The following is a 26,171-nucleotide window of genomic DNA, read 5'->3' as shown; positions in this document are numbered from 1 at the left end:
AGACCGCATGTACTTGAAGAGCCTGACCATCAAGGGGTTCAAGTCCTTCGCGCAGCCGACGACGTTCGCGTTCGAACCGGGCGTGACGTGCATCGTCGGCCCGAACGGCTCCGGCAAGTCGAACGTGGTGGACGCCCTGGCCTGGGTGATGGGGGAGCAGGGTGCGAAGACCCTGCGCGGCGGCAAGATGGAGGACGTCATCTTCGCCGGCACCTCGACCCGCGGTCCGCTCGGCCGCGCCCAGGTGCTGCTGACCATCGACAACAGTGACGGCCTGCTGCCGATCGAGTACTCCGAGGTGACGATCGCGCGCACGCTGTTCCGCAACGGTGGCAGCGAGTACGCCATCAACGGTGAGAACTGCCGGCTGCTCGACGTCCAGGAGCTGCTGAGCGACACCGGCCTCGGCCGTGAGATGCACGTGATCGTCGGGCAGGGGCAGCTCGACAAGGTGCTGCACGCCACCCCCGAGGACCGCCGCGGCTTCATCGAGGAGGCCGCGGGGATCCTGAAGCACCGCCGTCGCAAGGAGAAGACCCTCCGCAAGCTCGACGCGATGCAGACGAACCTGACCCGCCTGTCCGACCTGGCCGGTGAGATCCGGCGGCAGCTGAAGCCCCTCGGGCGGCAGGCCGAGGTCGCACGCAAGGCCCAGTCGGTGGCCGCGGTCTTCCGCGACGCCAAGGCCCGCATCCTCGCCGACGACGTGGTGCGCCTGCGCCGTGAGCTGCACGACCACCAGGAGGTCGAGGCGGGCCGCAAGTCCGAGCGGATCGTCCTGACCGAGCGGCTCGACCAGACCCGGGTGCGCCAGCAGCACGTCGAGCAGAGCATGGTCGGCGACGACGTCGACCGCGCCCGCACCGTCGTGCACCGGCTCGAGAGCGTGCAGGAGCGCCTCCGCGGCCTGTCGAGCCTGGCGAACCAGCGCCTGATGTTCCTCGCGCAGCAGGCCGAGGCACCACAGCAGGGCCCGACCGTCACCCAGGAGCAGGTCGCCGGGGTCCGTGCCGAGGCCGACCGCCTCGCCGCCCGCGCCGACGAGATGCAGGGCGGTTCGGCGACGACCGCCCGCGCGGTGCAGGACGCACGCGCCGCGCTGGACGCCCTGGACGAACGCATCGCCGCCCAGGCTGCCCTGGTCTCGCAGCACGACCTCGAGGCGCAGCGGCTCACCAGCGCCGTCGACGTCGCCCGGTCGAAGCGCGGTTCCGCCGTCGCCGACCGCGAGCGGCGGGAGCGGGCTCTGGCCGAGGCGGGGGAGCGTGCCGAGCGTGCCGCGGCGGCCCTCGCCGAACTCGGTGTCGACCCGTCCGAGGGGGTCGACGAGACCGCGCTCGCGCAGACACTCGAGCAGGCGCGCGCCGAGCTCGAACGGGCCCAGACCACGCGGGACGAGCAGCGCGACCGGCTCCACGCCCTCGAACGCGAGCGGGACGCCCTCGACGCCCGGGTCACCGCGCTCGGCATGTCGATCGAGGTCCGCGACGGTTCGCAGGCCCTGATCGACGCCGGTCGCGCGGGCATCGTCGGTCGCCTGGCCGACAGCCTGACGGTGTCGCCCGGGTTCGAGGCCGCGATCGCCACCGCGCTCGAGGGACTCGCCGACGCCGTCCTCGCCGACGACCGCGGTGCGGCGCTCGACGCCGTCGACCACGCCCGCGCCGCTGACCTCGGCCGGATCGACGTCGTCGTCGCGGACGCCGCGTCCGTCCCCGCGGCCCTGCCCGAGACCCTGCCGGCCGGCGTCCGCCGTGCCACCGACCTGGTGCAGGGACCGCCGGCGCTCGCGTCGATCCTGCGGGACACGCTGGTCGCGGAGACCGACGACCTCGACCTGGAGGCCGTGCTCACGGCCGCCCCGCACGTCACGGTGGTCACCCGCTCCGGTGACCTCGTCCGTGCGGTCCGCGTCACCGGCGGCGGGGAGCGCGTGACCTCGCGCATCGAGCTCGTCGCGGAGCGCGACGACGCCGTGACCCGGCGCGACACGATCGCGACCGACGCCGAGGACGCGGCCACGGGCCTCCAGGCCGCACGCCGTGCCGTCGAGGACGCGCGCCGCCGTGCGGACGAGGCCGACGCAGCATCCCGCGCGTACACGCGGGCGAAGGCCGAGTACGACCGCACGAGCGCGTCGACGCGGGCGAAGGCCGAGAACGCCGCGGCCGAGGTCGAGCGGCTGCGTGCCGCGCTGGCCGAGACCGACGGCGCCGTCGAGACCGCCGAGGCGGTGCTGGCCGAGGCCGAGTCGGCGTACCGTGCCTTCACCGACCAGGAGCGTCCCGTGGTCGACGCCTCCGAGCGCCCCGCGCTGCAGGACGCGCTCGAAGCCGCACGTGCCGCCGAGGTCGAGCAGCGGATCCAGGTCGAGACCGTGCGCGAGCGCGTGCGGGCCGAACGGAACCGCGCCGAACAGCTGGACCGCCAACTCGAGGCCGAGCGCGCCGCGGCCGAGGAAGCCGCGCGGCTCGCCGTCATCCGCCGTGGTCAGATCCGGACCGCCGAAGCCGTCCTCGACGACCTGCCCGGGGTGCTCGGTGCGGTCGACCGTTCGCTGGCCGAGGCCCGGGTGCAGCTGGCGACGGAGGAAGCCGAGCGGTCGAAGCGCAACACCGAGCTGCAGACGATCCGCAACGAGGAGCGCGAGCTCCGGGACCGCCTGCAGACCATCACCGACGGCGTGCACTCGCTCGAGATGGAGATCTACGAGAAGAAGCTGCACGTGTCCGGCGTCCTCGACCGGGCGCAGAGCGAGCTCGGGCTGTCCGAGGCCGTGCTGGTGGCCGAGTACGGGCCGCACGTGCCGGTGCCGGTCGACGTGCTCGTTGACCCGCGGGTGCGTGCGCGGAAGCACCGTGAGGCGGAGCGTGCGGCGGCGGCCGCCGCCGCCGAGGCCGCGGGCGTGACCGAGCCGGAGGAAGCTGCGGCAGAAGCAGGTCCCGACACCGACGACGTGGCCCTCGTCGACGCGGAGTCCACCCTGCCCGGCGGCCCGGCCCTGCCCGAGTTCGACACGACCGACGAGATCGACCCCGCCGACGTCGAGACCGTGCCCTACGTCCGTGCCGAACAGGAGCGCCGGCTCAAGGCCGCGGAGCGCGACCTCGGACAGCTCGGCAAGGTGAACCCGCTCGCGCTCGAGGAGTTCCAGGCGCTCGAGCAGCGGCACGCGTTCCTCGCCGAGCAGCTCGAGGACCTGCAGAAGACCCGGACGGACCTGCTGACGATCATCGACGAGCTCGACACGAAGATGCAGACGATCTTCGAGTCCGCGTTCAACGACACGAAGGAAGCGTTCGACGTCATCTTCCCGATCCTGTTCCCGGGCGGCTCGGGGTCCATCAACCTGACCGACCCGACCGACCTGCTCGGCACCGGAATCGACGTGCAGGTGAAGCCAGCCGGCAAGAAGATCGACCGCCTGACCCTGCTGTCCGGCGGCGAGCGGTCCCTGGCGGCGGTGGCGCTCCTCGTCGCGATCTTCACCGCTCGGCCGTCGCCGTTCTACATCATGGACGAGGTCGAGGCGGCGCTCGACGACGCCAACCTGGGCCGCCTGCTGACCGTGTTCGAGCGTCTGCGCGAGTCGTCCCAGCTCATCGTCATCACGCACCAGAAGCGGACGATGGAGATCGCCGACGCCCTGTACGGGGTGTCGATGCGGCAGGACGGCGTCTCGGCGGTCGTCGGGCAGCGGGTGCAGAAGCGCGAGCCGGCGGACGCGGTCGCCTAGGCGTCCTGGTCGCGACCGGACGGCAGACAGGAGGCGCGGTGCCAGCTGGCACCGCGCCTCCTGTTTGTCAGGTGCGTCCGGACAGGACGCCGAGTCGCTACGCGCGACCGCGGATCGTCCGGAGCAGCCAGCCGATGACCGCCAGCAGGATGAGCACGATGCCCACCCAGAGCAGGAACTTCAGCGCACCGACGAAGATGCCGCTGAAGAGCAGGACGAGGCCGACGATGATCGCGATGATCAGCAGTGCGGGCATGAGGGTCTCCTATCCCTGGAACGAGACCGAGCAGATGCCCGGACCGTCAGGGACGCTACTCCTCGGCGTGCCGACGCGTTCGCTCAGCCGACGAGGTTCTGCACGAACACGTGCGGCGTGAAGCCCGTGAGGTCGTTGATGCCCTCGCCCTGTCCGATGAGCTTGATCGGGATGCCGGTCTTCTCCTGCACGCTCAGCACGAACCCGGCCTTGGCCGAGCCGTCGAGCTTGGTGATGACGAGGCCGGTCACGCCGGCACCCTCGATGAACGCCTGGGCCTGTGCGAGGCCGTTCTGGCCCGTCGTCGCGTCGAGGACGAGCAGGACCTCGCTGATCTCGGTCTGCTTCTCGACCACGCGCTTGATCTTGGTGAGCTCGTCCATCAGGCCGGCCTTGGTGTGCAGCCGCCCGGCGGTGTCGATGACGACGATCTCGGTCTGGTCGCGGATCGCCTTCTCGACGGTCTGGTACGCCACCGACGCCGGGTCCTGCCCGGGCTGCGACGGACGGACGACGTCGACCCCGGCGCGCTGGGCCCAGGTGGCGACCTGCTCGACCGCCGCGGCGCGGAACGTGTCCGCCGCCCCGACGAGCACCGTGCGGTCGTAGGTCTTCAGGAACTTGGCGAACTTGCCGATCGTCGTGGTCTTGCCGACGCCGTTCACCCCGACGACGAGCACCACGGCAGGCCGCGCGCTGAGCTTCAGGGTGGTGTCGAGCTTGGAGAGCCGTTCCTCGAGGACCTCGCGGAGCATGCGCTGCAGGTCGGCGGGGTCGGTCGTGCCGTACCGGTCGACGCGGGCGTGCAGGTCCTCGATGATCTCCTCGGAGATGTCGGGCCCGAAGTCGGCGCCGATGAGGGCGGTCTCGAGGTCCTCCCACGTGGTCTCGTCGATCGTCTTGCGCTGGAAGAGGCCGCGCAGCCGTGTGGACAGTGACCAGGAACTCGCCATGCTCCCAGCTTAGAGCGCGGCACATGTCCGCTGTGCCCGGTATGCTCGGGATCACGAAGGGGAGTATTCCCTCTCGGTGACCCCGTCAGTACGGTCCGGAACGATCCGGCCCCGGGGCGCCGGTCGTGCGACACCGGTTCCGGTGCCGTGCGACGGAAGAGACCTTCAGGCCTCGGCGTACCCGCACAGCAGCGGCGCGCCCTACCTGAAGGAAACCGTGGACGTCCCACTCTTCGTCTGGCTCATCACGATCGCCGGCATCGTCGCACTGCTGGTGTTCGACTTCTACTCGCACGTCCGCACGCCGCATGTGCCACACATCCGCGAATCCGCGTTCTGGTCGGCCTTCTACATCGGGCTGGCCATCCTGTTCGGCATCGGGATCCTGGTGTTCGGCGGCGGGCAGGCCGGTGGTGAGTACTTCGCCGGCTGGCTGACCGAGAAGGCGTTGTCGGTCGACAACCTCTTCGTCTTCCTCATCATCATGTCGAGCTTCGCCGTGCCGAAGGAGTTCCAGCAGAAGGTCCTGCTGGTCGGCGTCGCGATCGCGCTCGTCGCCCGCGGCGTCTTCATCGCCCTCGGCGTCACGATCATCGAGAACTTCTCGTGGGTCTTCTACCTGTTCGGCGCGCTGCTGTTCTGGCTCGCCTGGTCGCAGGCCCGCAGCGGCAACGACCACGGCAGCGAGGGCGATTCGCGGCTCATCCGGATCCTCAAGCGCTTCATCCCGACGTCGGACCACTACGACGGTGACCGCCTGACCACCCGTGTCGACGGCAAGCGCCTGTTCACCCCGATGCTGCTCGTCATGGTCGCCATCGGCCTGACCGACGTGCTCTTCGCGCTCGACTCGATCCCCGCGATCTTCGGGCTGACGCAGGACGCCTTCATCGTGTTCACCGCGAACGCGTTCTCGTTGCTCGGGCTCCGGCAGCTGTACTTCCTGATCGCCGGGCTGCTCGAGCGGCTCATCTACCTGGGCCAGGGCCTGGCCGTCATCCTGGCGTTCATCGGTGTGAAGCTCGTCTTCCACGCCATGCACGTCAACGAGCTGCCCTTCATCAACGGTGGCGAGCACATCGAGTGGGCGCCGGAGATCCCGATCTGGTTCTCGCTCGGCTTCATCGCGCTGACGATCACCGTCGCGACCATCGCCTCGCTCGTGGTCTCGAAGCGCCGCCAGGAGCGCGGGCTCACCCCGTCGGGTGAGCCGAAGGAGTCGGTCGAGGCCGACGCGAAGTAGTCGTCAGCGCCTGACGGACAGGAGGCGCGGTGCCAGCTGGCACCGCGCCTCCCATCCGTCCGGGCGTCGTCCGGAGCGTCAGACGGCCTGGCGACCAGGGGTCGCGTCGAGCAGGTGGGCCAGGTGCTCGGGAACCGAGCCGCCGCGGGCCACCGTCGCCCGCGCCCACAGCCGGCCCGCCCGGTACGACGACCGGACCAGCGGTCCGGCGAGCACCCCGGCGAAGCCCATCTGCTCGGCGACCCGGCGGAGCTCGACGAACTCCTCCGGCTTGACCCACCGCGCGACCGGCAGGTGCCGGGGAGACGGGCGGAGGTACTGCGTCAGCGTGATGATGTCCGTGCCCGCGTCGTGCAGACGCTGCAGGGCGTCCTCGATCTCGATGCGCTCCTCGCCCATGCCGAGGATCAGGTTCGACTTCGTGACCAGTCCGGCGTCGCGGCCCTGGGTGATGACGTCGAGGGACCGTTCGAACGTGAACGCCGGCCGGATCCGCTTGAAGATCCGCGGGACGGTCTCGACGTTGTGGGCGAAGACCTCGGGACGGGCGTCGAACACCGGGCCGAGCTGGTCCGGTCGCCCGTTGAAGTCCGGCACCAGGATCTCGACGCCGGTGCCGGGGGAGTGTTCGTGGATCGCCCGGATGGTCTCGGCGTAGAGCCAGGAGCCGCCGTCGGGCAGGTCGTCGCGGGCGACGCCGGTCACGGTCGCGTACCGCAGCCCCATCTCCGCCACGGAGTCCGCGACCCGGCGGGGCTCGTCGCGGTCGAGCGGTTCCGGCTTGCCGGTGTCGATCTGGCAGAAGTCGCAGCGACGGGTGCACTGCGAGCCGCCGATCAGGAAGGTGGCCTCGCGGTCCTCCCAGCACTCGAAGATGTTCGGGCACCCGGCCTCCTGGCAGACGGTGTGCAGCTGCTTCTCGCGCACCAGGCTCGACAGCTCGCGGAACTCGGGGCCCTGCGTGGCACGGGTCTTTATCCACGCGGGCTTCGTCTCGATCGGGGTCTCGGCGTTCCGGGCCTCGACCCGGAGCATGCGGCGGCCTTCGGGGGCGAGGGTCATACGAGGGTCTCCTGTCGGGCGATCCGGTTGCCGGTGTGCATGCCGTCGAACGCCGCCTGCACCCGGGCAGCGACGCGGTCGGCGACCTCGTCGGCGGCGACCCGGTGTCCTGCGGCCCGCGAGAGCGTGGTGACGCCCGCGTCCGCGATCCCACATGGCACGATCGTCGCGTAGGCCTCGAGGTCGTTCTCGCAGTTGATCGCGATCCCGTGGCTCGTGACGCCCTCGGCGACGTGCAGCCCGATCGCGCCGACCTTCGCCGGCGGCGAGGTCGGCACCCACGCGCCGCTGCGACCGTCGATGCGCTCCGCCGTGATGCCGACCGCGGCGGCGGCGTCGATGATGACCTGCTCGAGGTCACGCACCCAGGCGACGACGTCGAGGGGCTCGGCGAGCCGCAGGATGGGGTAGGCGACGAGCTGTCCCGGGCCGTGCCACGTGATGCGCCCGCCGCGGTCAACCTCGACCACGGGGGAGCCGTCCGTCGGCAGGTCGCTCGGCCGCGTCCGACGACCTGCGGTGTACACGGACGGGTGCTCGCACAGGACGACCGCGCCAGGGGAGCGCGCGGCGACGACGTCAGCCTTCAGGCGCTGCTGCAGTGCGAGGCCCTCGTTGTAGTCGAGCAGCCCGGGCACCCGGACGATCTCGAGTTCCGGCATGGGCGCCAGCGTACGACAGTTTCTGGACTCCGTACATCAACCCGTTTTCGCGGTCGCCGCTTGCATACTCTGATTGTATGAGTATCCTTTCCGCATGAGTACCACGGAGATGCGCGAGCCGACGATGCTCGTCCTGACCGCGCTCGTCGGCGGACGGAAGCACGGGTACGCGTTGATCGGCGAGGCATCCGAGCTGTCGGGCGGGCGGGTGCAGCTGAAGGTCGGCACGCTGTACGCGGTGCTCGACCGCTTGCTCGACCAGGAGCTCGTCCGCACGGCGGGCGAGGAGGTCGTGGACGGGCGCCTGCGCCGCTACTTCGAGCTGACCGAGGACGGCGCTCGGGCGCTCGCCGCTGAGGTGCGGCGCCTGGAGGCGAACGCCACCGTGGCGCGAGCGCGACTGTCGACGTGGCGACCGGGGACGATCCAGATGGGGGGAGCGTCGTGACGACCACGAGGCTGGAGGAGGAGTACCGCGCTGCGATCCGGTGGTACCCGCCGAGGTGGCGACGAGAGCACGGTGTCGCGATGCTCGGGACACTGCTCGACGTCGCGGACGCCCACGGACGCACCCGACCGGCGAGGGGCGAGGTGGTCGGTCTCCGCCTGCACGGCCTCCGCGCCTGGGCGGACTCCGTCGTGCCCTCCGCGGTCCGGGGGATTGCCGCGTCGATCGGGGCGGGGTCGGCCCTCGGGTTCGCCCTCGTATACGGCGTCTTCGTGGTGTGGGGACCCTGGGACGCGCGCCCACTGCAGACCCCCGGTGACTTGCGCACGTTCGGGCCGTTCTGGAACGCCGGGATCCTCGTCGTCGTCCCGCTCGCCCTGATGGCGCTCGCCGCGGCCGTGCGGTCGCGGTGGGGCGTATACCTCTTGGCCGTCCTCGCAGTGCTCGGTGCCGCAGCGGCCTGGCTGCTCGGGCGGTCCGACGAGTCCTGGAACGGCCCGCACTCCACGACCACCGGTGTGACCCTGCTGCTGATCCTGCTCGCGAACTGCGGCGATCCGCGTCACCGCGGCGCGTTCCTCTGGGGACTCGCGGTCGTCGGGGGTGGCCTGGCCTCCTACGCGGTCCTGTTCCCGTCGAGCGGGCGCCCGTTCCGTCTGACCACAGTGACCGACAGTGCGATGTGGACCGTTGTGGCCCCCGCCTGGATGCTCGCGGCCGCCGGCGCCCTGCTTGCGATCCTCGTGGTCGTGCTGCTCGTGCAGCGGCGCCAGGAGTTGGCGGCCTCGCTCTCCATCGCCTGGATCCCTTGGGGCGCCGCGGGGGCGATCGCCCTCCGGTGGTTCGCGAACGAACGCACGGACGCGGTGATCATGGTCATCGGGTCCGCAACGCTCGTGCTCGTCTCGCTCACGGTCGTCGCGCTGCGTCGCACGCCTCGCCGTGCGGTCTCGCACTGAGGCGTGGCAGTCCTGATCGCGGGCGGACGACAGTTCCTGGCTCATCAACCCGGAGCTTGACCGCAACATCGGTTGAGCTGCTCCGATGGGCGCATGGATATCCGCCAGGTTCAGCTCGCCACCCGTTCCCTCGACGGCACCGCTCGCTTCTACGAACGGCTCGGCTGCTCGGTCGAGCTCGTCGACGGGGCGGTCGAGGTCGCCGTCGGGTCCACACAACTCGTGTTCCGCGAGCTCCCGGGGATGACCGGCGCGCTCCACCTGGCGATCACGATCCCGACGGGCACGTTCGACGCGGCTGCAGCGTGGGTCGCCGAGATCGCGATCGTGCTGGTCGACGCCGCCGGCCGAGACCAGTTCGACGGCCCGCCGAACTGGAACTCGCGATCGGTGTACTTCGAGGGTCCGGATCAGCAGCTGCTCGAGCTGATCGAGCGCCGCGAACTCGTCGCGACCAGGTCCGCGAGCGCCGCACTCGCACCGGCACACGCCGGCGCCGTTCCGCTCGTCTCGGTCAGCGAGGTCGGCATCCCCGTCCCGGACGTCCTCGGTGCCGTCGAGACCCTGCGCCACGCCGGGCTCGAGCCCTACGTCAACCCGCCCGGCGAGGGCTTCGCCGCGGTCGGTGACGTCGACGGTCTCGTCATCCTGGTGTCGCCGGAGCGGCGGTGGTTCCCGACGGGCGACCGACTTCCGTCGACGGCACCGGTGGTCCTCGACGTCGGGCTGACGGCCCCGGTCGAGCTCGCCGAGGGGGTCGTGGTCCGCTGAGCCCTCCTGCTCTGTGCCGACCGCCCCGTGGGTCCTCGTCAGCGCAGCCGGTCGAGCTCGCCGAGGAAGTACGCGTCCGCTCGGTCGTGCGCGTCGGCAGAGGAGTTCTCGGGCGGCAGGTCGTCGAAGGACCGTGCCAGGCCGAGTTCCGCGTCGACGAAGCGGACGAGGACACCGGGTGGGGTGCCGGTGCCGACCTCGCGCGTCCGCGCCTTCACCGCGATGAGATCCGTCGTGGCGTCGGCCACCGCGCGGTCGACCGTCGACTCGGCGAGCAGCGTCGGCAGGTCCATCGGGGGCGTGGCGCTCTCCGGGTGCTCCCGCAGCCAACGGAGCGAGGCCGCGGTGCGGAGCACGTAGAAGAAGCGCTTCAGCGTGACCTCGCGCTCGTACTGCCGATCGGCGACGTGCAGGTAGTGCCGGCCGATGCGCCCGCGGTCGGCGACGCTCGCCACGAACGCCAGCAGGCGGTCGCGGAAGCCCTCGTCGCCCGAGTACACGATCGGTGACCGCAGCCACTCGCCGACCGTCGCGTTCCCGTTCACGGCCAGGCGGACCGTCTTGGCGAGGTCCCACCCGTTGACGTCGAAGACCTTGTCCAGCGGCGTCTCGATGACGTCACGGCTAGGCCAGAGCGACAGGTAGTCGTCCGGCCGTCGCACGTACAGGAACCGGCAGTCGTAGTCGCTGTCGGGGGACGGGAAGCCCCAGGCGCGGCTGCCGCTCTCGATCGCCCAGGGGATCGTCACGCCGAGCTCGGTCTGCAGACGCGCGAGGCGCCCGTCGATCTCGGCGACCACCGCGGGGTCGAGCTCCTCGGGGACGGCGCGCATGCCTCGACGATACCGAGCGCTGGACGCCGGATCAGGTGATCTGCTCGTCTACCGGTAGAATCGACGGATCATGGCGCAATTCGGTTCACTCTCCGATCGGCTGACCGAGACCTTCCGCAATCTGCGGAGCAAGGGTCGGCTGACTCCGTCCGACGTCGACGGCACCGTCCGCGAGATCCGGCGGGCGCTCCTCGACGCCGACGTCGCGCTCGAGGTCGTCAAGGCGTTCACCGCATCGGTGCGCGAGCGTGCCCTCTCCGACGAGGTCAACCGCGCGCTCAACCCGGCGCAGCAGGTCGTCCAGATCGTCAACGAGGAACTCGTCGGCATCCTGGGCGGGCAGCAGCGACGGCTCGAGTTCGCGAAGAAGCCGCCGACGGTCATCATGCTCGCGGGTCTCCAGGGTGCCGGCAAGACGACCCTCGCGGGCAAGCTCGGCAAGTGGCTCAAGAAGGACGGCCACACCCCGATGCTCGTCGCGGCGGACCTGCAGCGTCCGAACGCCGTGCAGCAGCTGCAGGTCGTCGGCGAGCAGGCTGGCGTGCACGTCTTCGCGCCCGAGCCCGGCAACGGAGTCGGCGACCCGGTCAAGGTCGCCAAGAACGCCGTCAAGGCCGCGATCGACCAGCAGTACGACACCGTCATCGTCGACACGGCCGGTCGACTCGGTGTCGACGCCGAGCTGATGAAGCAGGCCGCGAACATCCGCAAGGCCGTCGACCCGGACGAGGTCCTCTTCGTCATCGACGCGATGATCGGTCAGGACGCCGTCAACACGGCCCGCGCCTTCCAGGAAGGCGTCGACTTCACCGGCGTCGTGCTCTCGAAGCTCGACGGTGACGCCCGCGGTGGTGCCGCCCTGTCGGTGGCCAGTGTGACCGGCCGCCCGATCATGTTCGCGTCGACGGGTGAGTCGCTCGACGACTTCGAGCCGTTCCACCCGGACCGCATGGCGAGCCGCATCCTCGACCTCGGCGACATCCTGTCCCTCATCGAACAGGCGCAGGGCGCCTTCGACGAGGAAGAGGCCCGCAAGGTCGCCGACAAGATCGCGACCGACAACTTCACCCTGAACGACTTCCTGCAGCAGATGCAGCAGCTCCGCAAGGCCGGCTCCATCAAGGGCATGCTCGGCATGCTCCCCGGAGCGAAGGGCATGCGCGAGGCACTCGACAACTTCGACGAGCGCGAGATCGTCCGCACCGAGGCGATCATCCAGTCGATGACGCCCCAGGAGCGCGAGCTCCCGAAGCTCCTGAACGGTTCGCGCCGTCTGCGCATCGCGCGCGGTGCCGGATCGACCGTCACCGAGGTCAACGCGTTGGTCAACCGCTTCGAGCAGGCCGCCAAGATGATGAAGACCGTCGCTCGCGGTGGCGTGCCGCAGATGCCGGGCATGGGTCCGATCCCGGGCATGCACGGCGGCAAGAAGCAGCAGCAGGGCGGCAAGAAGAAGTCGAAGGTGGGCAACCCCGCCAAGCGCGCGGCCTTGGCTGCCGGCGCGGCGGCTGCGCCGCAGCAGGCCCCGCAGGGGTCCGGCCTCGGACTCGGGGGCGCCAAAGGCGGCAAGGCACCGACCGAGGAAGAGCTCGCGAGCCTGCAGAAGTTCCTGGGTCGCTAGTCGCGACCACCTGACGGACGGGAGGCCCGGTGCCAGCTGGCACCGGGCCTCCCGTCCGTCTCTCAGCGCTTGGACTTCTTGAGGTACGCGCGCAGGTCGGCGTACGTCCCGTCGTCCTCGCCGAACAGGACGACGCTCCGAGCCGTCTCGAGCCAGGCGCTCGTGGAGGGCCGGACCTCACCCAGGGCGGCGAGCAGATCGGGCATCCCGATGAGCCGTGCAGTGCCCGTCGTGATGCTGTCCATGAGCGCGTGCTCGGCGGCGACCTCGCACACGTAGGCGATGTCCGCACCGGAGAAACCCTCGGTCCGCTTCGCGAGCGCTGCTGGGTCGATGCCCTCGACCGGTCGGTCGCGGAGGTGCCCGCGGAAGATCGCGTCGCGTGCCGGGGCGTCCGGCGGCAGGACGAGCACCGTCCGGTCCAGCCGGCCCGGACGACGGAGCGCGGGGTCGACGTCCCACGGCTGGTTCGTCGCAGCCAGCACGAACACGCCCTCGTTCCCGCCGTCGACGCCGTCGAGTTCGGTGAGCAGCTGGTTCACCATCCCGCGCACGTGCGAGCTGCGGGTCTGGCTCCGTCGCTGGCCGAGCGCGTCGACCTCGTCGAAGAACACCACGCACGGGGCCGCAGCCCGTGCGGCCTCGAAGACCGCCCTGATGTTCTGCTCGCTCGCGCCGAGGTAGGGGTCGAGGACGTCGGTGATGGAGACGCTCATGAAGCGTGCGCCGAGCTCGCCGGCGACAGCCCGGGCGATGAACGTCTTCCCGCACCCCGGAGGGCCGTACAGCAGCAGACCGCCGCGGAGGCTCTTGCCGTACAACGCCCGGAGCTCGGGGTTCGCGAGCGGGGCGAGGAACGCGACGGTGAGCCGCTGCTTGACGGCCTCCATCCCGCCCACGTCCGCAAACCGGACCTCCGACGGCTCGACCGAGAACGCCGACGGCAGGTCCGGGTCGGGAGCCGAGTCCTCGACGAAGGACGGTTCGACGATGTGCTCGACCTGCTGTTCCGCGGCGTGCCAGTCGAAGTCGGACGGTGCACCAGCGGCGGGAGCGTCGGTCGGCGCGTCCGCGGGGCGTGCCGTGGCGGCACCCGGGCGCAGCACCGCCAGCATGAGCGCGCCCGCCGCGACGTCGGTCGGCGCGATGGCGAGTGCGGCTGCCGCTTCGGCGGTCGCCTCAGCCGGACGTCCGGCTTCGAGGAGCAGACGACCGAGGTGGACACGCAGTGCGACGTCGTGGGGCGCGCTGTCGACCGCGCGTCGGAGCGCGCCGATCACCGGGTCGTCGTGGACCGGGTCGTCGTTCATCGGGAGTCCTCTCGGAGCGGTCGGTTCGGTGGTGTCGCGCGACGCGGCGTCAGGCCAGGCGCAGTTCGGTCGCGAGGGCGAGCTCGTCACCCGTCGTCATCGTCGTCCTCGTGCACCGCTGGGCGGGTCCTCGGGAAGGCGCGCAGGATGCGCTTCATCAGGACGGACGCGATGACGACCCCGACGAACACGAGACCCTGCGCGACGAGGGCAACGACCGGTGGGAGGAACAGCCCGGTCACGGAGATCGCGGTCGCGACACCGAGGACCAGCGCCACGAGTCCCCAACCCGGTACCGCTCGTCGAGCGACCGAGACGAGGAACGCGAGTCGAGGCCGTGCCTCGGAGGTGAACCGGAGGGCGATGAAGGCGATCACGGCGAGGGCGAACACCGGCGGGAAGGTGGTGGCCCACCGCACCATCCCCGGATCCCCGCTGTCGATCGTCGCCAGGAACTCCAAGCCGGTGAACACTGCGCCGCCGCCGAGGGTCACCCGGATCCGGCCGAGTGGGTTGACGACGCCGACCATGAGGTTCCGCAGTGCTGTGGCGTCCGTCGGGTTCGTCGACAGGATGCCCGCGAAGGCCAGCGCGGACTCGCTCTCGTGGCCGTGCCGCAGCCGTGCCACCGCCAGGTTGTGCCGTGCCCCTCGGTCCTCCGGAGCGAGCGCGAGCCCCCGGCGGTACGCGTCCTGCGCTTCCCGTTGCCGTCCGACGGCGAGCAGGAGGTCGCCGTGCTGGCGGTGCACGAACGGTTCGGTGGGAGCCAAGCGGACGGCCTCGAAGCTCGCCCGCATCGCCTCCAAGCGGTTCTGCTCGCCGAGCCAGAGGGCATCGACTCGCGCAGCGTGCGCCTGCCACGATCCCGGGTCCGCGGCGACCGAACGACGGGCGGCCTCGACGGCTCCGATCCGGTCCCCAGAGCGGAGCAGGGCGGTCGACAGCACACGGAGGGAGGTGCTGTCACCCGGCGCGAGAGCGACCGCTCGTCGAGCAGCTTCGCACGCCGCGTCCGGCTGGTCGAGCGCGAGCAGCGCCAGGGCACGCACGCGCTGTCCGGCGATCGATTCGCCTTCGTCGTGCTCGACCGCCCTGACCTCGGCGAGTGCCTGTTCCGGTCGACCGGCGTCGACGAGCGCGCCGGCACGGATCACCGTCGCCGGTCCGCGCCGTGCTGCCTCCCCCGCCACAGGGGAACTGTAGCGTTCGCCGTGGACTGCCGATGCCCCCAGGACGGGAGGCCCGGTGCCAGCTGGCACCGGGCCTCCCGTCCGTTCGTGGTCGCGCCGCGACGTTCCTTCCCATCGCACGCGCGATGGAAAGTGGAATCGGGCGTCCCTGGTCGAAAGAAACGACCAGGTACGCCCGATTCGACCAGGTACGCCCGATTCGGGGGCGGGCCGGTCGCGGCTAGAGCGCTTCGCGGAACTCGGTCACCAGGTGGCGGACCACGGCGCGCAGGTCGCCACCGTTCTCCCGCGCGACCTGCAGCTGCCGCTGGTACGAGGCGCCGCGCTCGATCATGGTGTCGAGGTGGTGCAGTTCGTCCTGGCAGCCGAGCCGCTCGGCGATCGGGTCGAGCCGCTGCACCAGGTCGTGCACCTCGTCGGTCACGAGCCGCTCGTCGCCGGCGACGTTCGTGATGATCTCGGCCTCCATGCCGTAGCGGGCCGCGCGCCACTTGTTCTCGCGGATGAACCAGGGCTGCATCGTGGGCAGGGTCTCACCGGCGTCGAGCCGGTCCGAGCAAGCGGTCACCAGGCACTGCACGAGCGCGGTGACGGCGCCGACCTCGTGCAGGGTCGAGATGCCGTCGGACACCCGGTTCTCCAGGGTGCCCCAGCCCGGCGACGGTCGGATGTCCCACCGCAGGTCCTTCACCCCGTCGATGACGCCGGTGTGCGTGAGGTCGCCGACGACCTCTTCGAAGTTCGCCCAGGCGCCGAGCTGCGGCGGGAGCCCGCCGGTCGGGAGCTGCTGGAACATGAGTGCGCGGTTCGAGGCGTACCCGGTGTCGGTGCCGCCCCAGAACGGGCTCGACGCGGTGAACGCCTGCAGGTGCGGGACGTAGGCGAGCATCGCGTTCATGATCGGCACGGCCTTGTCGCGGTCGTCGATGCCGACGTGCACGTGCACGCCCCAGATGAGCATCTGGCGTCCCCACCAGCGGGTGCGGTCGATGAGGGTCGTGTAGTGCTCGCTGTCCGGGGTGATCTCCTGCTGGTCCCACACCGCGAACGGGTGCGTGCCGGAGCACATCACCTGGGCGTCGAGCGGCTCGGCGGCGTCGATGACCTCGCCGATGATGCCGGACAGCTCGCTCGTCGCAGCCCCCACGCGGTCGTGGACGCTCGAGACGACCTCGACCGTGTTCGTCAGGAGTTCCTCGGTGACGCGGTCGTGGTCACCGAGCCGCTCGTGCACGGCGGCGATGACGGCGGGGGCGCGGGGAGCGAGGTCGCCGGTCGCCCGGTCGACCAGGGGGAGTTCCCACTCGACGCCGATGGTCGACGGGCGGGACTCGGTGAAGCGGATGTCCATGCCGTCCATCCTGCCCGGGTCCTTGTCGGACACGCACAACGAAGCACTGTCCCGATCGTGCGGATCCTTCCGCAATTAGTTCCACACCGGGCGTACCGTTGAAATGTTCCTACAGGGAAGAGGTACGCATGCAGTTGGTGGTCCGCGGGACGAACGCCCCGCTCGTCGGAGAACTTGACATCCCGGTCTCGAAGTACCACGCGCACCGTGCGCTGGTGCTCGCGTCGCTCGCGAAGGGGACGAGTGTCGTCTCCGGGGTGAGCGCGACGCGACAGGTGGAGTGGACCGTGGGCACGCTCCGCGCGCTCGGGGTGGACGTCAAGCGTCGTGGGAACGCGTACCACGTGACCGGACTGGGCGGCCGGTACGAGGCGACCGACGTGGTGGACCACGGCTCGCGGGGTGCCGACGGCCTGCTCAACATGGGGTCCTCGGGCACCACGCTCTACTTCATGACCGGGCTCGCCTCGCTGGCCGACCGCCCGATGACCCTGTCCGGCATGAAGTACTTCCAGCGCCGGCCGATCAAGGCGCTGCTCACCTCGCTGACGCAGATGGGTGTGGAGCTCGAGGCGACGAACGACTGCCCGCCCGTCACCGTGCAGCCGAGGCGCCCGCGCGGCGGTGACGTGACGATCGCCGGCACGCTGTCGCAGTGGGTGTCCGGGCTGCTGCTGGTGGCACCGTTCGCCGAGCACGAGACCCGGATCCACATCACCGGCGGACGGCTCAACGAGCAGCCCTACGTCGAGCTCACCGTGCGGATGATGCGGCAGTTCGGCCTGACGGTGGAGGTCTCCGACGACTGGCTCGAGTACCGGATCCCGGCGGGCCAACAGGCCACCCCGCACGACTACGTCATCCCGCCCGACATCGGCTCCGCTGCGTTCGGCATCGCGGCGGCCGGCACCCGCGAGTCGAACGTGCTGCTGCGCGGCATGACGGCCACGACGACGGCCGAGACGGACCACCCGGAGAGCGAGTTCCTCGACCTCGCCACCGCGATGGGCGTGCCGATGCGGATCGACGAGGAGACCGGCTTCGTCCGGATCGAGCACGACGGGTCACCGCTCCGGCCGCTCGACGTCGACTGCCGTCCGATCCCGGACCTGCTGCCCGTGCTGTCGACGATGGCCACCTTCGCCGAGGGCACCAGCCGGCTGTGGAACGTGGCGCACATCCGGCTGAAGGAGTCCGACCGCGTCGCGGCGATGCTCCAGCTCAACCGGATGGGCGGCCGTGCCGAGCAGGGTGCGGACGAGCTGCGGGTCACCGGCGTCGGTGCAGCCGGGTTGCACGGTGCGCCGATGTCCTCGTTCAACGACCACCGCGTGCTGATGTCCCTCGCGGTCGCTGCGTCGGGTGCCGACGGGGTGTCCGGCCTGACCTACCCGCGTGCCTACCGGATCTCCTACCCGACGTTCCTCGAGGCGATGAACTCCGTCGGGCTCGACATGTCCGTCGGTGACCGGCTCGCAGCGCAGGTGGCGCGGGACGACCGGATCGACGCCGCCGAGGCCGACGGGGTCCGCACGCACCTGGGCACGCCCCTGGTCAGCGCGGCTGCCGGTGACCTCGACACGTCGGCGGTGCCCGAGCCCACCGACCAGCCGGTCGCGCAGCCCGCCGTCCCGGAGCCCGCCGCTCCGCAATCCCCCGCCCCGCCGCCCCCCGTCGCTGTGCCCGAGCTCGCCGGCGTCGACGCCGACCCCCTCGTCCTGAGCGAGCGGGTCCGTGCCCTGTCGCAGACCGACCCCGACGGCCTCGCGGTGATCGAGGTCGGCGGTGCGACGCCCGTGAACACCACGTGGAAGGAGCTGCAGGACGAGGCCGACCGGGTCTCCGCCCTGCTGCTCGAACTCGGCGTGCGCACCGGCGAATCCGTCGCGATGCAGCTGCCGAACTGGCGCGAGTTCGTCTCGATCACCCTCGGTACGATCCAGATCGGCGCCGTCGCGACCCCGATCATGCCGGTGTTCGGTCCACGCGAGACCACCATGACGCTCGCGCGTTCGAAGGCCCGCGTGGTCTTCCTGCCGAACGTGTTCCGGAAGCGCCGTCCCGCGCTCGAACTCCTCGACGTCATCGACGAGGCCGCCGCGCAGGACCGCCGCCTGTCGCTCGAGCACGTCATCGTGCTCCGCGCCGAGGCCCGCGGGCAGGGGGACACCCCGACGAACCAGCCGCCGCTGCCCGCCGATGCCCTGGAGCGGGTGGTGGCGAGCGACTGGCACTGGCGCTACTTCGAGAACGCCCTCGCCGCCGTGCACGTCGACGTCGACGAGATCGCGTCGCACGCTCCCGGTCCGGACGACGTCTGCCAGCTGCTCTTCACCTCCGGCACCACGGGGGAGCCGAAGGGCGTGCAGCACCCGCACCGGACGCTCGGGCTCGCGACCGCCATGCACGTGGCGCAGTCCGGTCTGACCAGCGCCGACCGCATCTACATCCCCTCGCCGCTCGCCCACCAGACCGGGTTCCTGTACGGCATGCTGCTGGCGTTCCGGCTCGGTGCGCCGCAGGTCATCCAGCCGGTGTGGGACGGCCGGGTCGCACTCGAGCAGGCGTTCGGCGTCGCCCGGGCGTCCTTCGTGCAGTGCGCGACGCCGTTCCTGACCGACCTCGTCGACCTGGTCGAGGCCGGCGCTCCGCGGCCCGAGTCGCTCCGGATCTTCGTGCCGACGGGGGCCGCGGTGCCCCGCGCACTGGCCCAGCGGGCGAGCACGGTGCTCGGCAGCGCCATCCTCGGCGCCTTCGGGACGAGCGAGACGTGTCTCGGGGCCCTGTCCAGCCCGGGCGACGACCCCGCCGACGCGTACGGCCACGACGGCCGGGCACTGCCGGGCATCGCCATCCGCATCGTCGACGACGCGGGGATCGAGCTGCCCGCCGGGACCGAGGGCAACTTCGAGCTGCACTCGCCCACGATGTTCGCCGGCTACCTCGACCGTCCGGACCTGACCGACGACGTGTTCACCGCGGACGGCTGGTACCGCACCGGCGACCTGGCGAAGGTCGACGAGAAGGGCTTCCTGTCGATCACCGGACGCGTGAAGGACGTCATCAACCGCGGCGGCGAGAAGATCCCCGTCGTCGAGATCGAGAACCTGCTGTACCAGCACCCGCTGGTCACGGACGTCGCGATCGTGGCGATGCCGGACGAACGGCTCGGTGAACGTGCGTGCGCCTGGGTCGTGAACGCCCGCGCGGACGAGCCGCTCGACTTCGCCGGGATGCAGCAGTACCTCGACACGGCCGGCGTGAGCAAGTACTACTGGCCGGAACGACTCGAGTACACCACCGAGCTGCCGCGCAACGCGGTCGGCAAGGTCCAGAAGAACGTCCTGCGCGAGCAGGCGGCCGCGCTCGTCGCGACGAAGGAGAACGAGACACGATGACGATCGTCGAGCAGACGAGCACCGGCTTCGACGAAGCCGCCTTCCAGCAGCTCAAGACCGAGGTCACCGAGTGGGTCCGAGGCCCCGGCGAGGAGTGGGCGGACGAGATCGAACGCACCGGCCGGGTCGCCCCGGAGCTGTTCCAGGAGCTCAAGGAGCGCGGGTGGCTCAGCCTCGCAGCCCCGACGGAGCTCGGCGGACGGGCGATCCCCTTCTCGCGGTACCTCGAGATCATGGAGGTCATCTCCCGCTCGCACGCCTCCATCCGCATGCTCGTGCACGTCATCAACGGCACCTGGCGCGCGATGGCCCCCTACGCGACGCCGGAGCAGATCGAGCAGGTCGTCAAGCCGAGCGTCGCCGGCGACACGCTCGTCGCGTTCACCCTGACCGAGGCCACCGCGGGCACCGGAGCGGACATCCGCACGACGGTCCGGCGTGAGGGCGACACCTACGTGATGAACGGCGAGAAGCACCTCATCACCTTCGGCGTGCAGGCCGACCACTGGCTCATCGCCGCTCGGCTGGAGGGCACCACCGGCCAGGACGGCACGGTCGCGTTCCTCATGCCGAACAGCGGGTTGCCGGGTGCCGAGGTGATCGACGACTCCGACACGATGGGCATCCGCGGCACCGACCACGCGATCCTGCGGTTCACCGACACCCCGATCCCCGCCAGCGCCCGCCTCGGCGCGGAAGGCCAGGGCCTCGAGGTCGCGCTCGGCGGCTTCCTGCTGCCGAGCCGGGTGTCCGTCGCGATGAGCGCCGTCGGGCTCGCCGAGCGGGCGAACGAGCTCGCCGTCGAGTACGCCAACAAGCGCGAGACGTTCGGCAAGCGGCTCTCCAGCCGCCAGGCGATCCAGTTCTACCTGGCCGAGAACTACGCCGACATCGCCGCCGCCCGCGCCCTGGTGCTCGAGGCCGCCCGCGCCTACGAAGCAGACCGCCCCGACGCCGGCACGCTGTCCAGCGCCTCGAAGATGGTCGCCGTCGACATGCTCGCGCGCGTCACCGACAAGGCCCTGCAGGTGCACGGCGGGCAGGGCTACTGGAAGCGCAACGCCATCGAGCGCGTCTACCGCGACGCACGCGCGCAGCGCTTCGAAGAGGGCACCAACGAGATCCAGAAGCTGATCGTCGGCCGCGCCGTCGTCACCGGCCAGGCCGGGTTCTAGACCGTCACCAACCACCGGACCGGAGGCCCGTGGCGGGCCCGCCCCGCGCCTCCAGTCCGTCCGCAACCACGTCAGCAGAGGACACCAGTGACCGACTCCACCAACGCACCCATCGCACTGATCACGGGCGCTTCGCGCGGCATCGGCCGCCTGCTCGCACAGAAGCTCGGCAGGCGCGGCGTCACCGTCGTGGTGACGTACAAGGGCAACGCCGACCTGGCCGAGGAGTCGCTGGCCGACGTCAAGGCCGCGGGCGGCGACGGAATCACCGCGCAGGTCGACATCGAGCAGCCGGAGTCGATCGACGCCCTGTTCGACCTGGTGCGCGACACCTACGGACGCCTCGACATGTTCGTCGCGAACGCCGCCGCCAGCGCGTTCAAGCCCGTCGCGGACCTCAAACTGCACCACCTCGACCGCAGCTACGCCACGAACGCCCGCTCGTTCGTGCTCGGGGCGCAACGCGCTGCCGAGCTGATGGACCGTGGTGGCCGCATCGTCGTCGTGACCTCGTACGGATCGCTCCGGGCGTTCCCGACCTACGCCGCACTCGGTGCCGCCAAGGCGATGAGCGAGGCCTACATGAAGTACATGGCGGTGGAGTTCGGTCCGCGTCAGATCACCGTCAACGCGGTGAACGGCGGCCTCATCGACACCGACTCGCTCGAGTACTTCTACACGAAGGTCCCCGGCCAGGCGCCGATGGACACGGTGCTCGAGAAGCTCCCGCTGCAGCGCCCCGGGACGGCCGACGACATGGCCGACGCCGTCGACTTCCTGCTGTCGGACAAGGCCGGGTACATCACCGGGCAGGTGCTCTCGGTCGACGGCGGACTCACGGTCATCGCCCCGCCGTACTGGTCGGACACGACGTCGCCCCTCCGCGACGCGGTGCTGCCGGCCGACGCCCCGGCCGCGGACACCGCAGAATAGGCGCATGAGCAGCGTCGCTTCCGCCCCCGTCGTGCCGGAGTCCCTCCGGACCGTCGCGTCACCCTGGACCCTCGGCCCCCTGCACCTGGCGAACCGGGTGGTGATGGGGTCGATGCACACCGGGCTCGAGGTGCACGACGACGGCGGAGCCGGCATGGCCGCCTTCTACCGCGAACGGGCGGCCGGCGGGGTGGCGTGCATCATCACCGGCGGCATCGCGGTGAACGACGAGGCCCGCGGCGGTCCGGACTTCGCGGTGTTCGGCGTCGGGGGAGCCGACGAGCGGTTCCGGGTGGCGGTCGACGCCGTGCACGACGAGGGCGGGACGATCCTCGCGCAGCTGTTCCACGCCGGGCGGTACGCGCTCGCGTCGGGCATGGTCGACCGGCACGGTGACCCGCAGCGCGTCGTGGCGCCCTCGGCCCTGCCGTGGGCGGCCGCCCGCGGGGTGGTACCGACCGAGCTGACGTCGGCCGAGGTCGAGCGGACCATCGAGGACTTCGCCGCCGCGGCCCGCACCGCTCGCGCGATCGGGTTCGACGGCGTCGAGATCATGGCGTCCGAGGGGTACCTGATCAACCAGTTCCAGTCGCCGCTGACGAACCTGCGCGACGACGAGTGGGGCGGCGATGCGGAACGGCGTCGGCGCTTCGCGATCGAGGTCGTCCGAGCCGTGCGCGCCGCGGTGCCCGAGCTCGCCGTGACGATCCGGCTGTCCGGTGCCGACCTGATGCCCGGCTCGTCGACCGACGACGAGGTCGACGCGCTCGTGCACGACCTGCTGCCGCTCGGACTCGACGGCATCTCGGTCGGCATCGGCTGGCACGAGTCCCGCACCCCGACCGTGCAGGCCTCGGTGCCGCACGGGGCGTGGCTGGCGTACGCGGCACGGGTCGCCGCGGTGGTGCGCTCGTCCGCGCACCCGGACGTCCGCGTGATCGCATCGAACCGGATGACGGACCTGCGCGACGGCGAGGCCGTCCTCAGCGACGGCCTGATCGACGCCGTCGCCCTCGCCCGGCCGTTCCTCGCCGACCCCGCGATCGTGTCGCGCTCGCTCGCGGGCGGGTTCGCCCTCGTGAACACCTGCATCGGCTGCAACCAGGCGTGCCTCGACCGCTCGATCATCGGCGCACCGGTGTCGTGCCTCGTGAACCCCCGAGCCGCCCGCGAGGTGGTCTTCCCCGCGCGGCCGACCGCGGACCCGAAGCGCGTCGACGTCGTCGGTGGCGGACCGGCCGGCCTCGCCGCCGCGGTGGACGCCGCCCGACGGGGCCACGACGTCACCGTCTGGGAGGCCTCCGACCGCCTCGGCGGCCAGTTCGGCCTCGCCGCACTCGTCCCGGGCAAGGAGGACTACGCCGCCACGGTGCGGTCCGCCCGTGCCGAGCTCACGGAGCGGGGCGCCACGATCCACCTCGGACGCCCGGCCACGGCTGCGGACCTCGTCGACAGCGACGCCGTCGTGCTCGCGGCCGGGGTGGTCCCGCGGAGCATCGACGTCCCCGGCAGCGACCTGCCGCACGTGCTGTCCTACGAGCAGGCACTCCGCCAGGGGGTCCCCGAGGGCACCGTCGCGATCATCGGCGGCGGTGGCATCGGCGTGGACACCGCGGCGTTCCTGACCGAGTCGCCCGACGAGGTCGTCCGGGCCGCGGAGTTCGCGGCCCGCTGGGACCTCGACGTGTCCGAGGAGCTCGTCGGCGACGTGCCGCAGCGGCTCCCCGCGGCGCAGCGCACCACCCGGCCGGGGTCGCAGGTGACGGTGCTCCGGCGTTCGGGCAAGTTCGGCCAGGGGATCGGCATCACCTCGCGCTGGGTCGCGATCGGCCGGCTGCGGGACGCCGGGGTGCGGATGGTCGGCGGCGTGCAGGAGTACCTGCGCATCGAACCCGGGGTGCTCTGGATCCGCGACGAGCACGGGGACGAGGTCGGCGTCCCGGCGGACAGCGTCGTGGTCTGCGCCGGGCAGGAGCGCGCGAGCGACGCCGAGGGCGACGCGCCCGACGGACTCGCCACGGGCCTCCAGGCCGCCGGCGTGCCGTACGCCGTCGTCGGCGGCGCGCGTGACGCACGGAGCGTCGACGCGGTCCGGGCGACGTCCGAGGCCCTCGAAGCGGTGCGGCGCCTCGCGCCGTAGCGAGTCGGCTCGCATCACGGCCGGGAATCTGCAAGAATGAACGGTCGAATCGCCGCAGCTCGACCCTCTATCCAGCTGTGAGCGATCTCTCTCGAGCTTTCGCCGTGTGTGCCCCCACGCCCGCGGTTCCAGTTCAACCACAACGAAAGCAAACAGGAGCAATTGTGGCTGTCAAGATCCGTCTGAAGCGTCTCGGTAAGATCCGTGCGCCCTACTACCGCATCGTCGTCGCCGACTCGCGCACCAAGCGCGATGGTCGTGTCCTCGAGGAGATCGGTCAGTACCACCCGACCGAGGAGCCCTCGGTCATCAAGATCGAGTCCGAGCGTGCGCTCTACTGGCTCGGCGTCGGCGCGCAGCCGACCGAGCAGGTCGCGGCCCTCCTCAAGCTGACCGGCGACTGGGCCAAGTTCAAGGGCGAGAAGGACACCGAGTCCAAGGTCAAGGTCGCCGAGCCGAAGCCGGCCTTCCAGGTCGACTCCTCGAAGAAGGCCGTCCTCAAGCCGAAGTCGGAGAAGACGGCGCCCGCCGCCAAGGCCGACGACGCCGAGACCGCCGACGAGACGACCGAGGCGTAGTCCTTGCTCGAATCCGCGCTGACGCACCTCGTCAAGGGGATCGTCGATCACCCTGACGACGTGCGCGTCGCCAGCTCCACCTCCCCACGCGGCGAGGTCCTCGAGGTGCGCGTGCACCCCGAGGACCTCGGCCGCGTGATCGGTCGCGCCGGGCGCACCGCCAAGGCGCTCCGTACGCTCGTCACGGCCCTGGCCGACGGCAAGCGCGTGCGGGTCGACGTGGTGGACACCGATTCCTAGGGAGACGACCCAGCTCCGGGTGGGTCGAATCACGAAGGCGCACGGGCTCAAGGGCGGCATCAAGCTCGAGCTCTACACCGACGACCCGGATCGTCGGTTCACCCCGGGCGCCACCTTCACGCTCCAGGTCCCCGACGACTCACCGTGGTCGGGCAAGACCCTCGAGCTGGACGAACTCCGCTGGTACAACGGGCACCCCGTCGCGTTCTTCGCCGGGATCGACGACCGGACCGCGGCCGAGTCCCTGGCGCGCATCATCCTCTGGGTCGAGCAGGACGCCGACGCCGAGACCGGTGAGGACGACGCCTGGTACGACCACCAGCTCGTCGGGCTCAAGGTCCTGCGTGACGGCGTCGAGGTCGGTACGGTCGCCCGCGTGGACCACATGCCCGCTCAGGACCTCCTCGCGATCGACACGCCGTCCCGCGGCGAGGTCCTCGTGCCGTTCGTCTCGGCCATCGTGCCCGCGGTCGACATCGCGGCCGGCACCGTCACGGTCACGCCGCCGCAGGGGCTCTTCGAGGACCCCGAGGACACCTCGCGCCCCGAGACGGTCACGGACTAGTCCCCGTGCGGATCGACATCGTCACGATCTTCCCGGAGTTCTTCTCCGTGCTCGACGTGTCCCTGCTGGGCAAGGCCCGCTCCGGCGGTCTGCTCGACCTGCACGTGCACGACCTACGGTCCTGGACCACCGACCGGCACCGCACCGTCGACGACACCCCGTACGGCGGGGGCGCCGGCATGGTGATGAAGCCGGAGCCGTGGGCGCAGGCGCTCGAAGCGCTCTTCCGCCCCGACGGCTCGTCCACCCTGGTGGTCCCGACGCCGGCCGGCACGCCCTTCACGCAGTCGATCGCGCGGTCGCTCGCGTCGACGTCGGAGCACCTCGTGTTCGCCTGCGGGCGGTACGAGGGAATCGACGCCCGCGTCTTCGAGTGGGCGTCGTCGCGGGCGACCGTCGTCGAGCTCTCGCTCGGCGACTACGTGCTGAACGGCGGCGAGGTCGCCGCGATGGCGATGATCGAGGCCATCGGACGACTCGTCCCCGGCGTCGTCGGCAACCCCGAGTCGCTGGTCGAGGAGTCCCACGAGGACGGCCTGCTCGAGTACCCCTCGTACACCAAGCCCGCGTCCTGGCGCGGCCTCGACGTCCCCGACGTCCTGCTCAGCGGGCACCACGGCCGCGTCGGTGCCTGGCGGCACGAGCAGCAGCTGGAGCGGACGCGGCGCGTCCGTCCGGACCTGCTGCCCGACGAGTAGCCTCGCCGGTCTCGCGAAAGCGACAGATCTCCGCGGAACATCCGCGGAG

General features: G+C 71.1%; 22 protein-coding genes. 14 read left to right on the top strand and 8 right to left on the bottom strand.

The window, feature by feature from the left end; genetic code table 11:
* Positions 1 to 7: 7 nt before the first annotated feature.
* Complete coding sequence (locus OE229_RS13360; RefSeq protein ID WP_262138436.1) at positions 8 to 3,736, top strand: AAA family ATPase; 3,729 nt, start codon at positions 8 to 10, stop codon at positions 3,734 to 3,736.
* Positions 3,737 to 3,833: 97 nt separating this feature from the next.
* Here the strand turns inward: OE229_RS13360 and OE229_RS13355 are convergent, their stop codons facing one another.
* Both OE229_RS13355 and ftsY read right to left on the bottom strand, forming a co-directional pair.
* On the bottom strand, positions 3,834 to 3,992 hold the full coding sequence (locus OE229_RS13355; protein ID WP_171907827.1) for a hypothetical protein: 159 nt from the start codon (positions 3,990 to 3,992) through the stop codon (positions 3,834 to 3,836).
* Positions 3,993 to 4,075: 83 nt separating this feature from the next.
* On the bottom strand, positions 4,076 to 4,945 hold the full coding sequence (ftsY, locus tag OE229_RS13350) for a signal recognition particle-docking protein FtsY (RefSeq protein ID WP_017888268.1): 870 nt from the start codon (positions 4,943 to 4,945) through the stop codon (positions 4,076 to 4,078).
* A gap of 217 nt (positions 4,946 to 5,162) precedes the next feature.
* On the opposite strand from ftsY, the gene OE229_RS13345 reads away from it, so the two are divergent.
* A complete protein-coding gene (locus OE229_RS13345; protein WP_262138435.1) occupies positions 5,163 to 6,188 on the top strand; it encodes a TerC family protein in 1,026 nt (341 codons plus the stop codon).
* A 78-nt stretch (positions 6,189 to 6,266) separates the two neighbouring features.
* On the opposite strand, the gene lipA is transcribed toward OE229_RS13345, so the two are convergent.
* Positions 6,267 to 7,250, bottom strand: coding sequence for a lipoyl synthase (lipA, locus tag OE229_RS13340; RefSeq protein WP_262138433.1), 984 nt, complete (start codon positions 7,248 to 7,250; stop codon positions 6,267 to 6,269).
* Complete coding sequence (gene lipB, locus OE229_RS13335) at positions 7,247 to 7,912, bottom strand: lipoyl(octanoyl) transferase LipB (protein ID WP_182065595.1); 666 nt, start codon at positions 7,910 to 7,912, stop codon at positions 7,247 to 7,249. The genes lipA and lipB overlap by 4 nt, the downstream gene beginning before the upstream one ends.
* 94 nt (positions 7,913 to 8,006) lie before the next feature.
* On the opposite strand from lipB, the gene OE229_RS13330 reads away from it, so the two are divergent.
* The 3 genes from OE229_RS13330 (at position 8,007) to OE229_RS13320 (ending at position 10,090) form a co-directional block, all read left to right on the top strand.
* The gene (locus OE229_RS13330) at positions 8,007 to 8,360 is read left to right on the top strand and encodes a PadR family transcriptional regulator (protein ID WP_262138431.1); all 354 of its coding nucleotides are present in this window, start codon (positions 8,007 to 8,009) and stop codon (positions 8,358 to 8,360) included.
* Positions 8,361 to 8,440: 80 nt separating this feature from the next.
* The gene (locus tag OE229_RS13325; RefSeq protein WP_262138430.1) at positions 8,441 to 9,319 is read left to right on the top strand and encodes a hypothetical protein; all 879 of its coding nucleotides are present in this window, start codon (positions 8,441 to 8,443) and stop codon (positions 9,317 to 9,319) included.
* A 93-nt stretch (positions 9,320 to 9,412) separates the two neighbouring features.
* Complete coding sequence (locus OE229_RS13320) at positions 9,413 to 10,090, top strand: VOC family protein (RefSeq protein ID WP_262138428.1); 678 nt, start codon at positions 9,413 to 9,415, stop codon at positions 10,088 to 10,090.
* Positions 10,091 to 10,128: 38 nt separating this feature from the next.
* On the opposite strand, the gene OE229_RS13315 is transcribed toward OE229_RS13320, so the two are convergent.
* On the bottom strand, positions 10,129 to 10,923 hold the full coding sequence (locus tag OE229_RS13315; protein WP_262138426.1) for a nucleotidyltransferase domain-containing protein: 795 nt from the start codon (positions 10,921 to 10,923) through the stop codon (positions 10,129 to 10,131).
* 70 nt (positions 10,924 to 10,993) lie between these two features.
* Between OE229_RS13315 and ffh the strand changes: the two genes are divergently transcribed.
* Positions 10,994 to 12,544 (top strand): signal recognition particle protein, encoded by a 1,551-nt coding sequence (gene ffh / locus OE229_RS13310; RefSeq protein WP_182065600.1) that lies wholly within the window; start codon positions 10,994 to 10,996, stop codon positions 12,542 to 12,544.
* Between the two features lie 62 nt (positions 12,545 to 12,606).
* On the opposite strand, the gene OE229_RS13305 is transcribed toward ffh, so the two are convergent.
* The 3 genes from OE229_RS13305 to OE229_RS13295 form a co-directional block, all read right to left on the bottom strand.
* A complete protein-coding gene (locus OE229_RS13305; RefSeq protein WP_262138424.1) occupies positions 12,607 to 13,854 on the bottom strand; it encodes an ATP-binding protein in 1,248 nt (415 codons plus the stop codon).
* 86 nt (positions 13,855 to 13,940) lie between these two features.
* Positions 13,941 to 15,044 (bottom strand): tetratricopeptide repeat protein, encoded by a 1,104-nt coding sequence (locus OE229_RS13300; RefSeq protein ID WP_262138422.1) that lies wholly within the window; start codon positions 15,042 to 15,044, stop codon positions 13,941 to 13,943.
* Between the two features lie 220 nt (positions 15,045 to 15,264).
* Entirely contained in the window at positions 15,265 to 16,404 is a 1,140-nt protein-coding gene (locus OE229_RS13295; RefSeq protein WP_209135513.1) for a glutamate--cysteine ligase, read from the bottom strand.
* Positions 16,405 to 16,523: 119 nt separating this feature from the next.
* Between OE229_RS13295 and aroA the strand changes: the two genes are divergently transcribed.
* From aroA to trmD, 8 genes are all read left to right on the top strand, one after another.
* A complete protein-coding gene (aroA, locus tag OE229_RS13290) occupies positions 16,524 to 19,793 on the top strand; it encodes a 3-phosphoshikimate 1-carboxyvinyltransferase (protein ID WP_262138420.1) in 3,270 nt (1,089 codons plus the stop codon).
* Positions 19,790 to 20,968: an acyl-CoA dehydrogenase family protein gene (locus OE229_RS13285; RefSeq protein WP_182065602.1), complete on the top strand. Its 1,179-nt coding sequence runs from the start codon at positions 19,790 to 19,792 to the stop codon at positions 20,966 to 20,968. Before aroA ends, OE229_RS13285 begins: the two co-directional genes overlap by 4 nt.
* Before the next feature lie 87 nt (positions 20,969 to 21,055).
* Complete coding sequence (locus tag OE229_RS13280) at positions 21,056 to 21,901, top strand: SDR family oxidoreductase (protein ID WP_182065603.1); 846 nt, start codon at positions 21,056 to 21,058, stop codon at positions 21,899 to 21,901.
* 4 nt (positions 21,902 to 21,905) lie between these two features.
* A complete protein-coding gene (locus tag OE229_RS13275; protein ID WP_262138413.1) occupies positions 21,906 to 24,041 on the top strand; it encodes an oxidoreductase in 2,136 nt (711 codons plus the stop codon).
* A 164-nt stretch (positions 24,042 to 24,205) separates the two neighbouring features.
* Complete coding sequence (rpsP, locus tag OE229_RS13270) at positions 24,206 to 24,619, top strand: 30S ribosomal protein S16 (protein ID WP_027465884.1); 414 nt, start codon at positions 24,206 to 24,208, stop codon at positions 24,617 to 24,619.
* 3 nt (positions 24,620 to 24,622) lie between these two features.
* Positions 24,623 to 24,859: an RNA-binding protein gene (locus tag OE229_RS13265; RefSeq protein ID WP_017888258.1), complete on the top strand. Its 237-nt coding sequence runs from the start codon at positions 24,623 to 24,625 to the stop codon at positions 24,857 to 24,859.
* Positions 24,860 to 24,878: 19 nt separating this feature from the next.
* Positions 24,879 to 25,424, top strand: coding sequence for a ribosome maturation factor RimM (rimM, locus tag OE229_RS13260; protein WP_171907871.1), 546 nt, complete (start codon positions 24,879 to 24,881; stop codon positions 25,422 to 25,424).
* Between the two features lie 5 nt (positions 25,425 to 25,429).
* Positions 25,430 to 26,122 carry a tRNA (guanosine(37)-N1)-methyltransferase TrmD gene (gene trmD, locus OE229_RS13255; RefSeq protein WP_262138411.1) on the top strand — a complete coding sequence of 231 codons (693 nt, stop codon included), beginning with the start codon at positions 25,430 to 25,432 and terminating at the stop codon, positions 26,120 to 26,122.
* Positions 26,123 to 26,171 lie beyond the last annotated feature (49 nt).

It is taken from the genome of Curtobacterium poinsettiae (assembly GCF_025677645.1).
GTDB lineage: Bacteria > Actinomycetota > Actinomycetes > Actinomycetales > Microbacteriaceae > Curtobacterium > Curtobacterium poinsettiae_A.
This window is presented reverse-complemented; position numbering and strand designations above follow the sequence as displayed.

Excerpts from the sequence above, each read along its gene's own strand:
- OE229_RS13360 (WP_262138436.1), top strand. The coding sequence starts at position 8 with ATGTACTTGAAGAGCCTGACCATCAAGGGGTTCAAGTCCTTCGCGCAG.
- OE229_RS13355 (WP_171907827.1), bottom strand. The coding sequence starts at position 3,992 with ATGCCCGCACTGCTGATCATCGCGATCATCGTCGGCCTCGTCCTGCTC.
- ftsY (WP_017888268.1), bottom strand. The coding sequence starts at position 4,945 with ATGGCGAGTTCCTGGTCACTGTCCACACGGCTGCGCGGCCTCTTCCAG.
- lipA (WP_262138433.1), bottom strand. The coding sequence starts at position 7,250 with ATGACCCTCGCCCCCGAAGGCCGCCGCATGCTCCGGGTCGAGGCCCGG.
- lipB (WP_182065595.1), bottom strand. The coding sequence starts at position 7,912 with ATGCCGGAACTCGAGATCGTCCGGGTGCCCGGGCTGCTCGACTACAAC.
- OE229_RS13330 (WP_262138431.1), top strand. The coding sequence starts at position 8,007 with ATGAGTACCACGGAGATGCGCGAGCCGACGATGCTCGTCCTGACCGCG.
- OE229_RS13325 (WP_262138430.1), top strand. The coding sequence starts at position 8,441 with ATGCTCGGGACACTGCTCGACGTCGCGGACGCCCACGGACGCACCCGA.
- OE229_RS13320 (WP_262138428.1), top strand. The coding sequence starts at position 9,413 with ATGGATATCCGCCAGGTTCAGCTCGCCACCCGTTCCCTCGACGGCACC.
- OE229_RS13315 (WP_262138426.1), bottom strand. The coding sequence starts at position 10,923 with ATGCGCGCCGTCCCCGAGGAGCTCGACCCCGCGGTGGTCGCCGAGATC.
- ffh (WP_182065600.1), top strand. The coding sequence starts at position 10,994 with ATGGCGCAATTCGGTTCACTCTCCGATCGGCTGACCGAGACCTTCCGC.
- OE229_RS13305 (WP_262138424.1), bottom strand. The coding sequence starts at position 13,854 with ATGAACGACGACCCGGTCCACGACGACCCGGTGATCGGCGCGCTCCGA.
- OE229_RS13295 (WP_209135513.1), bottom strand. The coding sequence starts at position 16,404 with ATGGACGGCATGGACATCCGCTTCACCGAGTCCCGCCCGTCGACCATC.
- aroA (WP_262138420.1), top strand. The coding sequence starts at position 16,524 with ATGCAGTTGGTGGTCCGCGGGACGAACGCCCCGCTCGTCGGAGAACTT.
- OE229_RS13285 (WP_182065602.1), top strand. The coding sequence starts at position 19,790 with ATGACGATCGTCGAGCAGACGAGCACCGGCTTCGACGAAGCCGCCTTC.
- OE229_RS13275 (WP_262138413.1), top strand. The coding sequence starts at position 21,906 with ATGAGCAGCGTCGCTTCCGCCCCCGTCGTGCCGGAGTCCCTCCGGACC.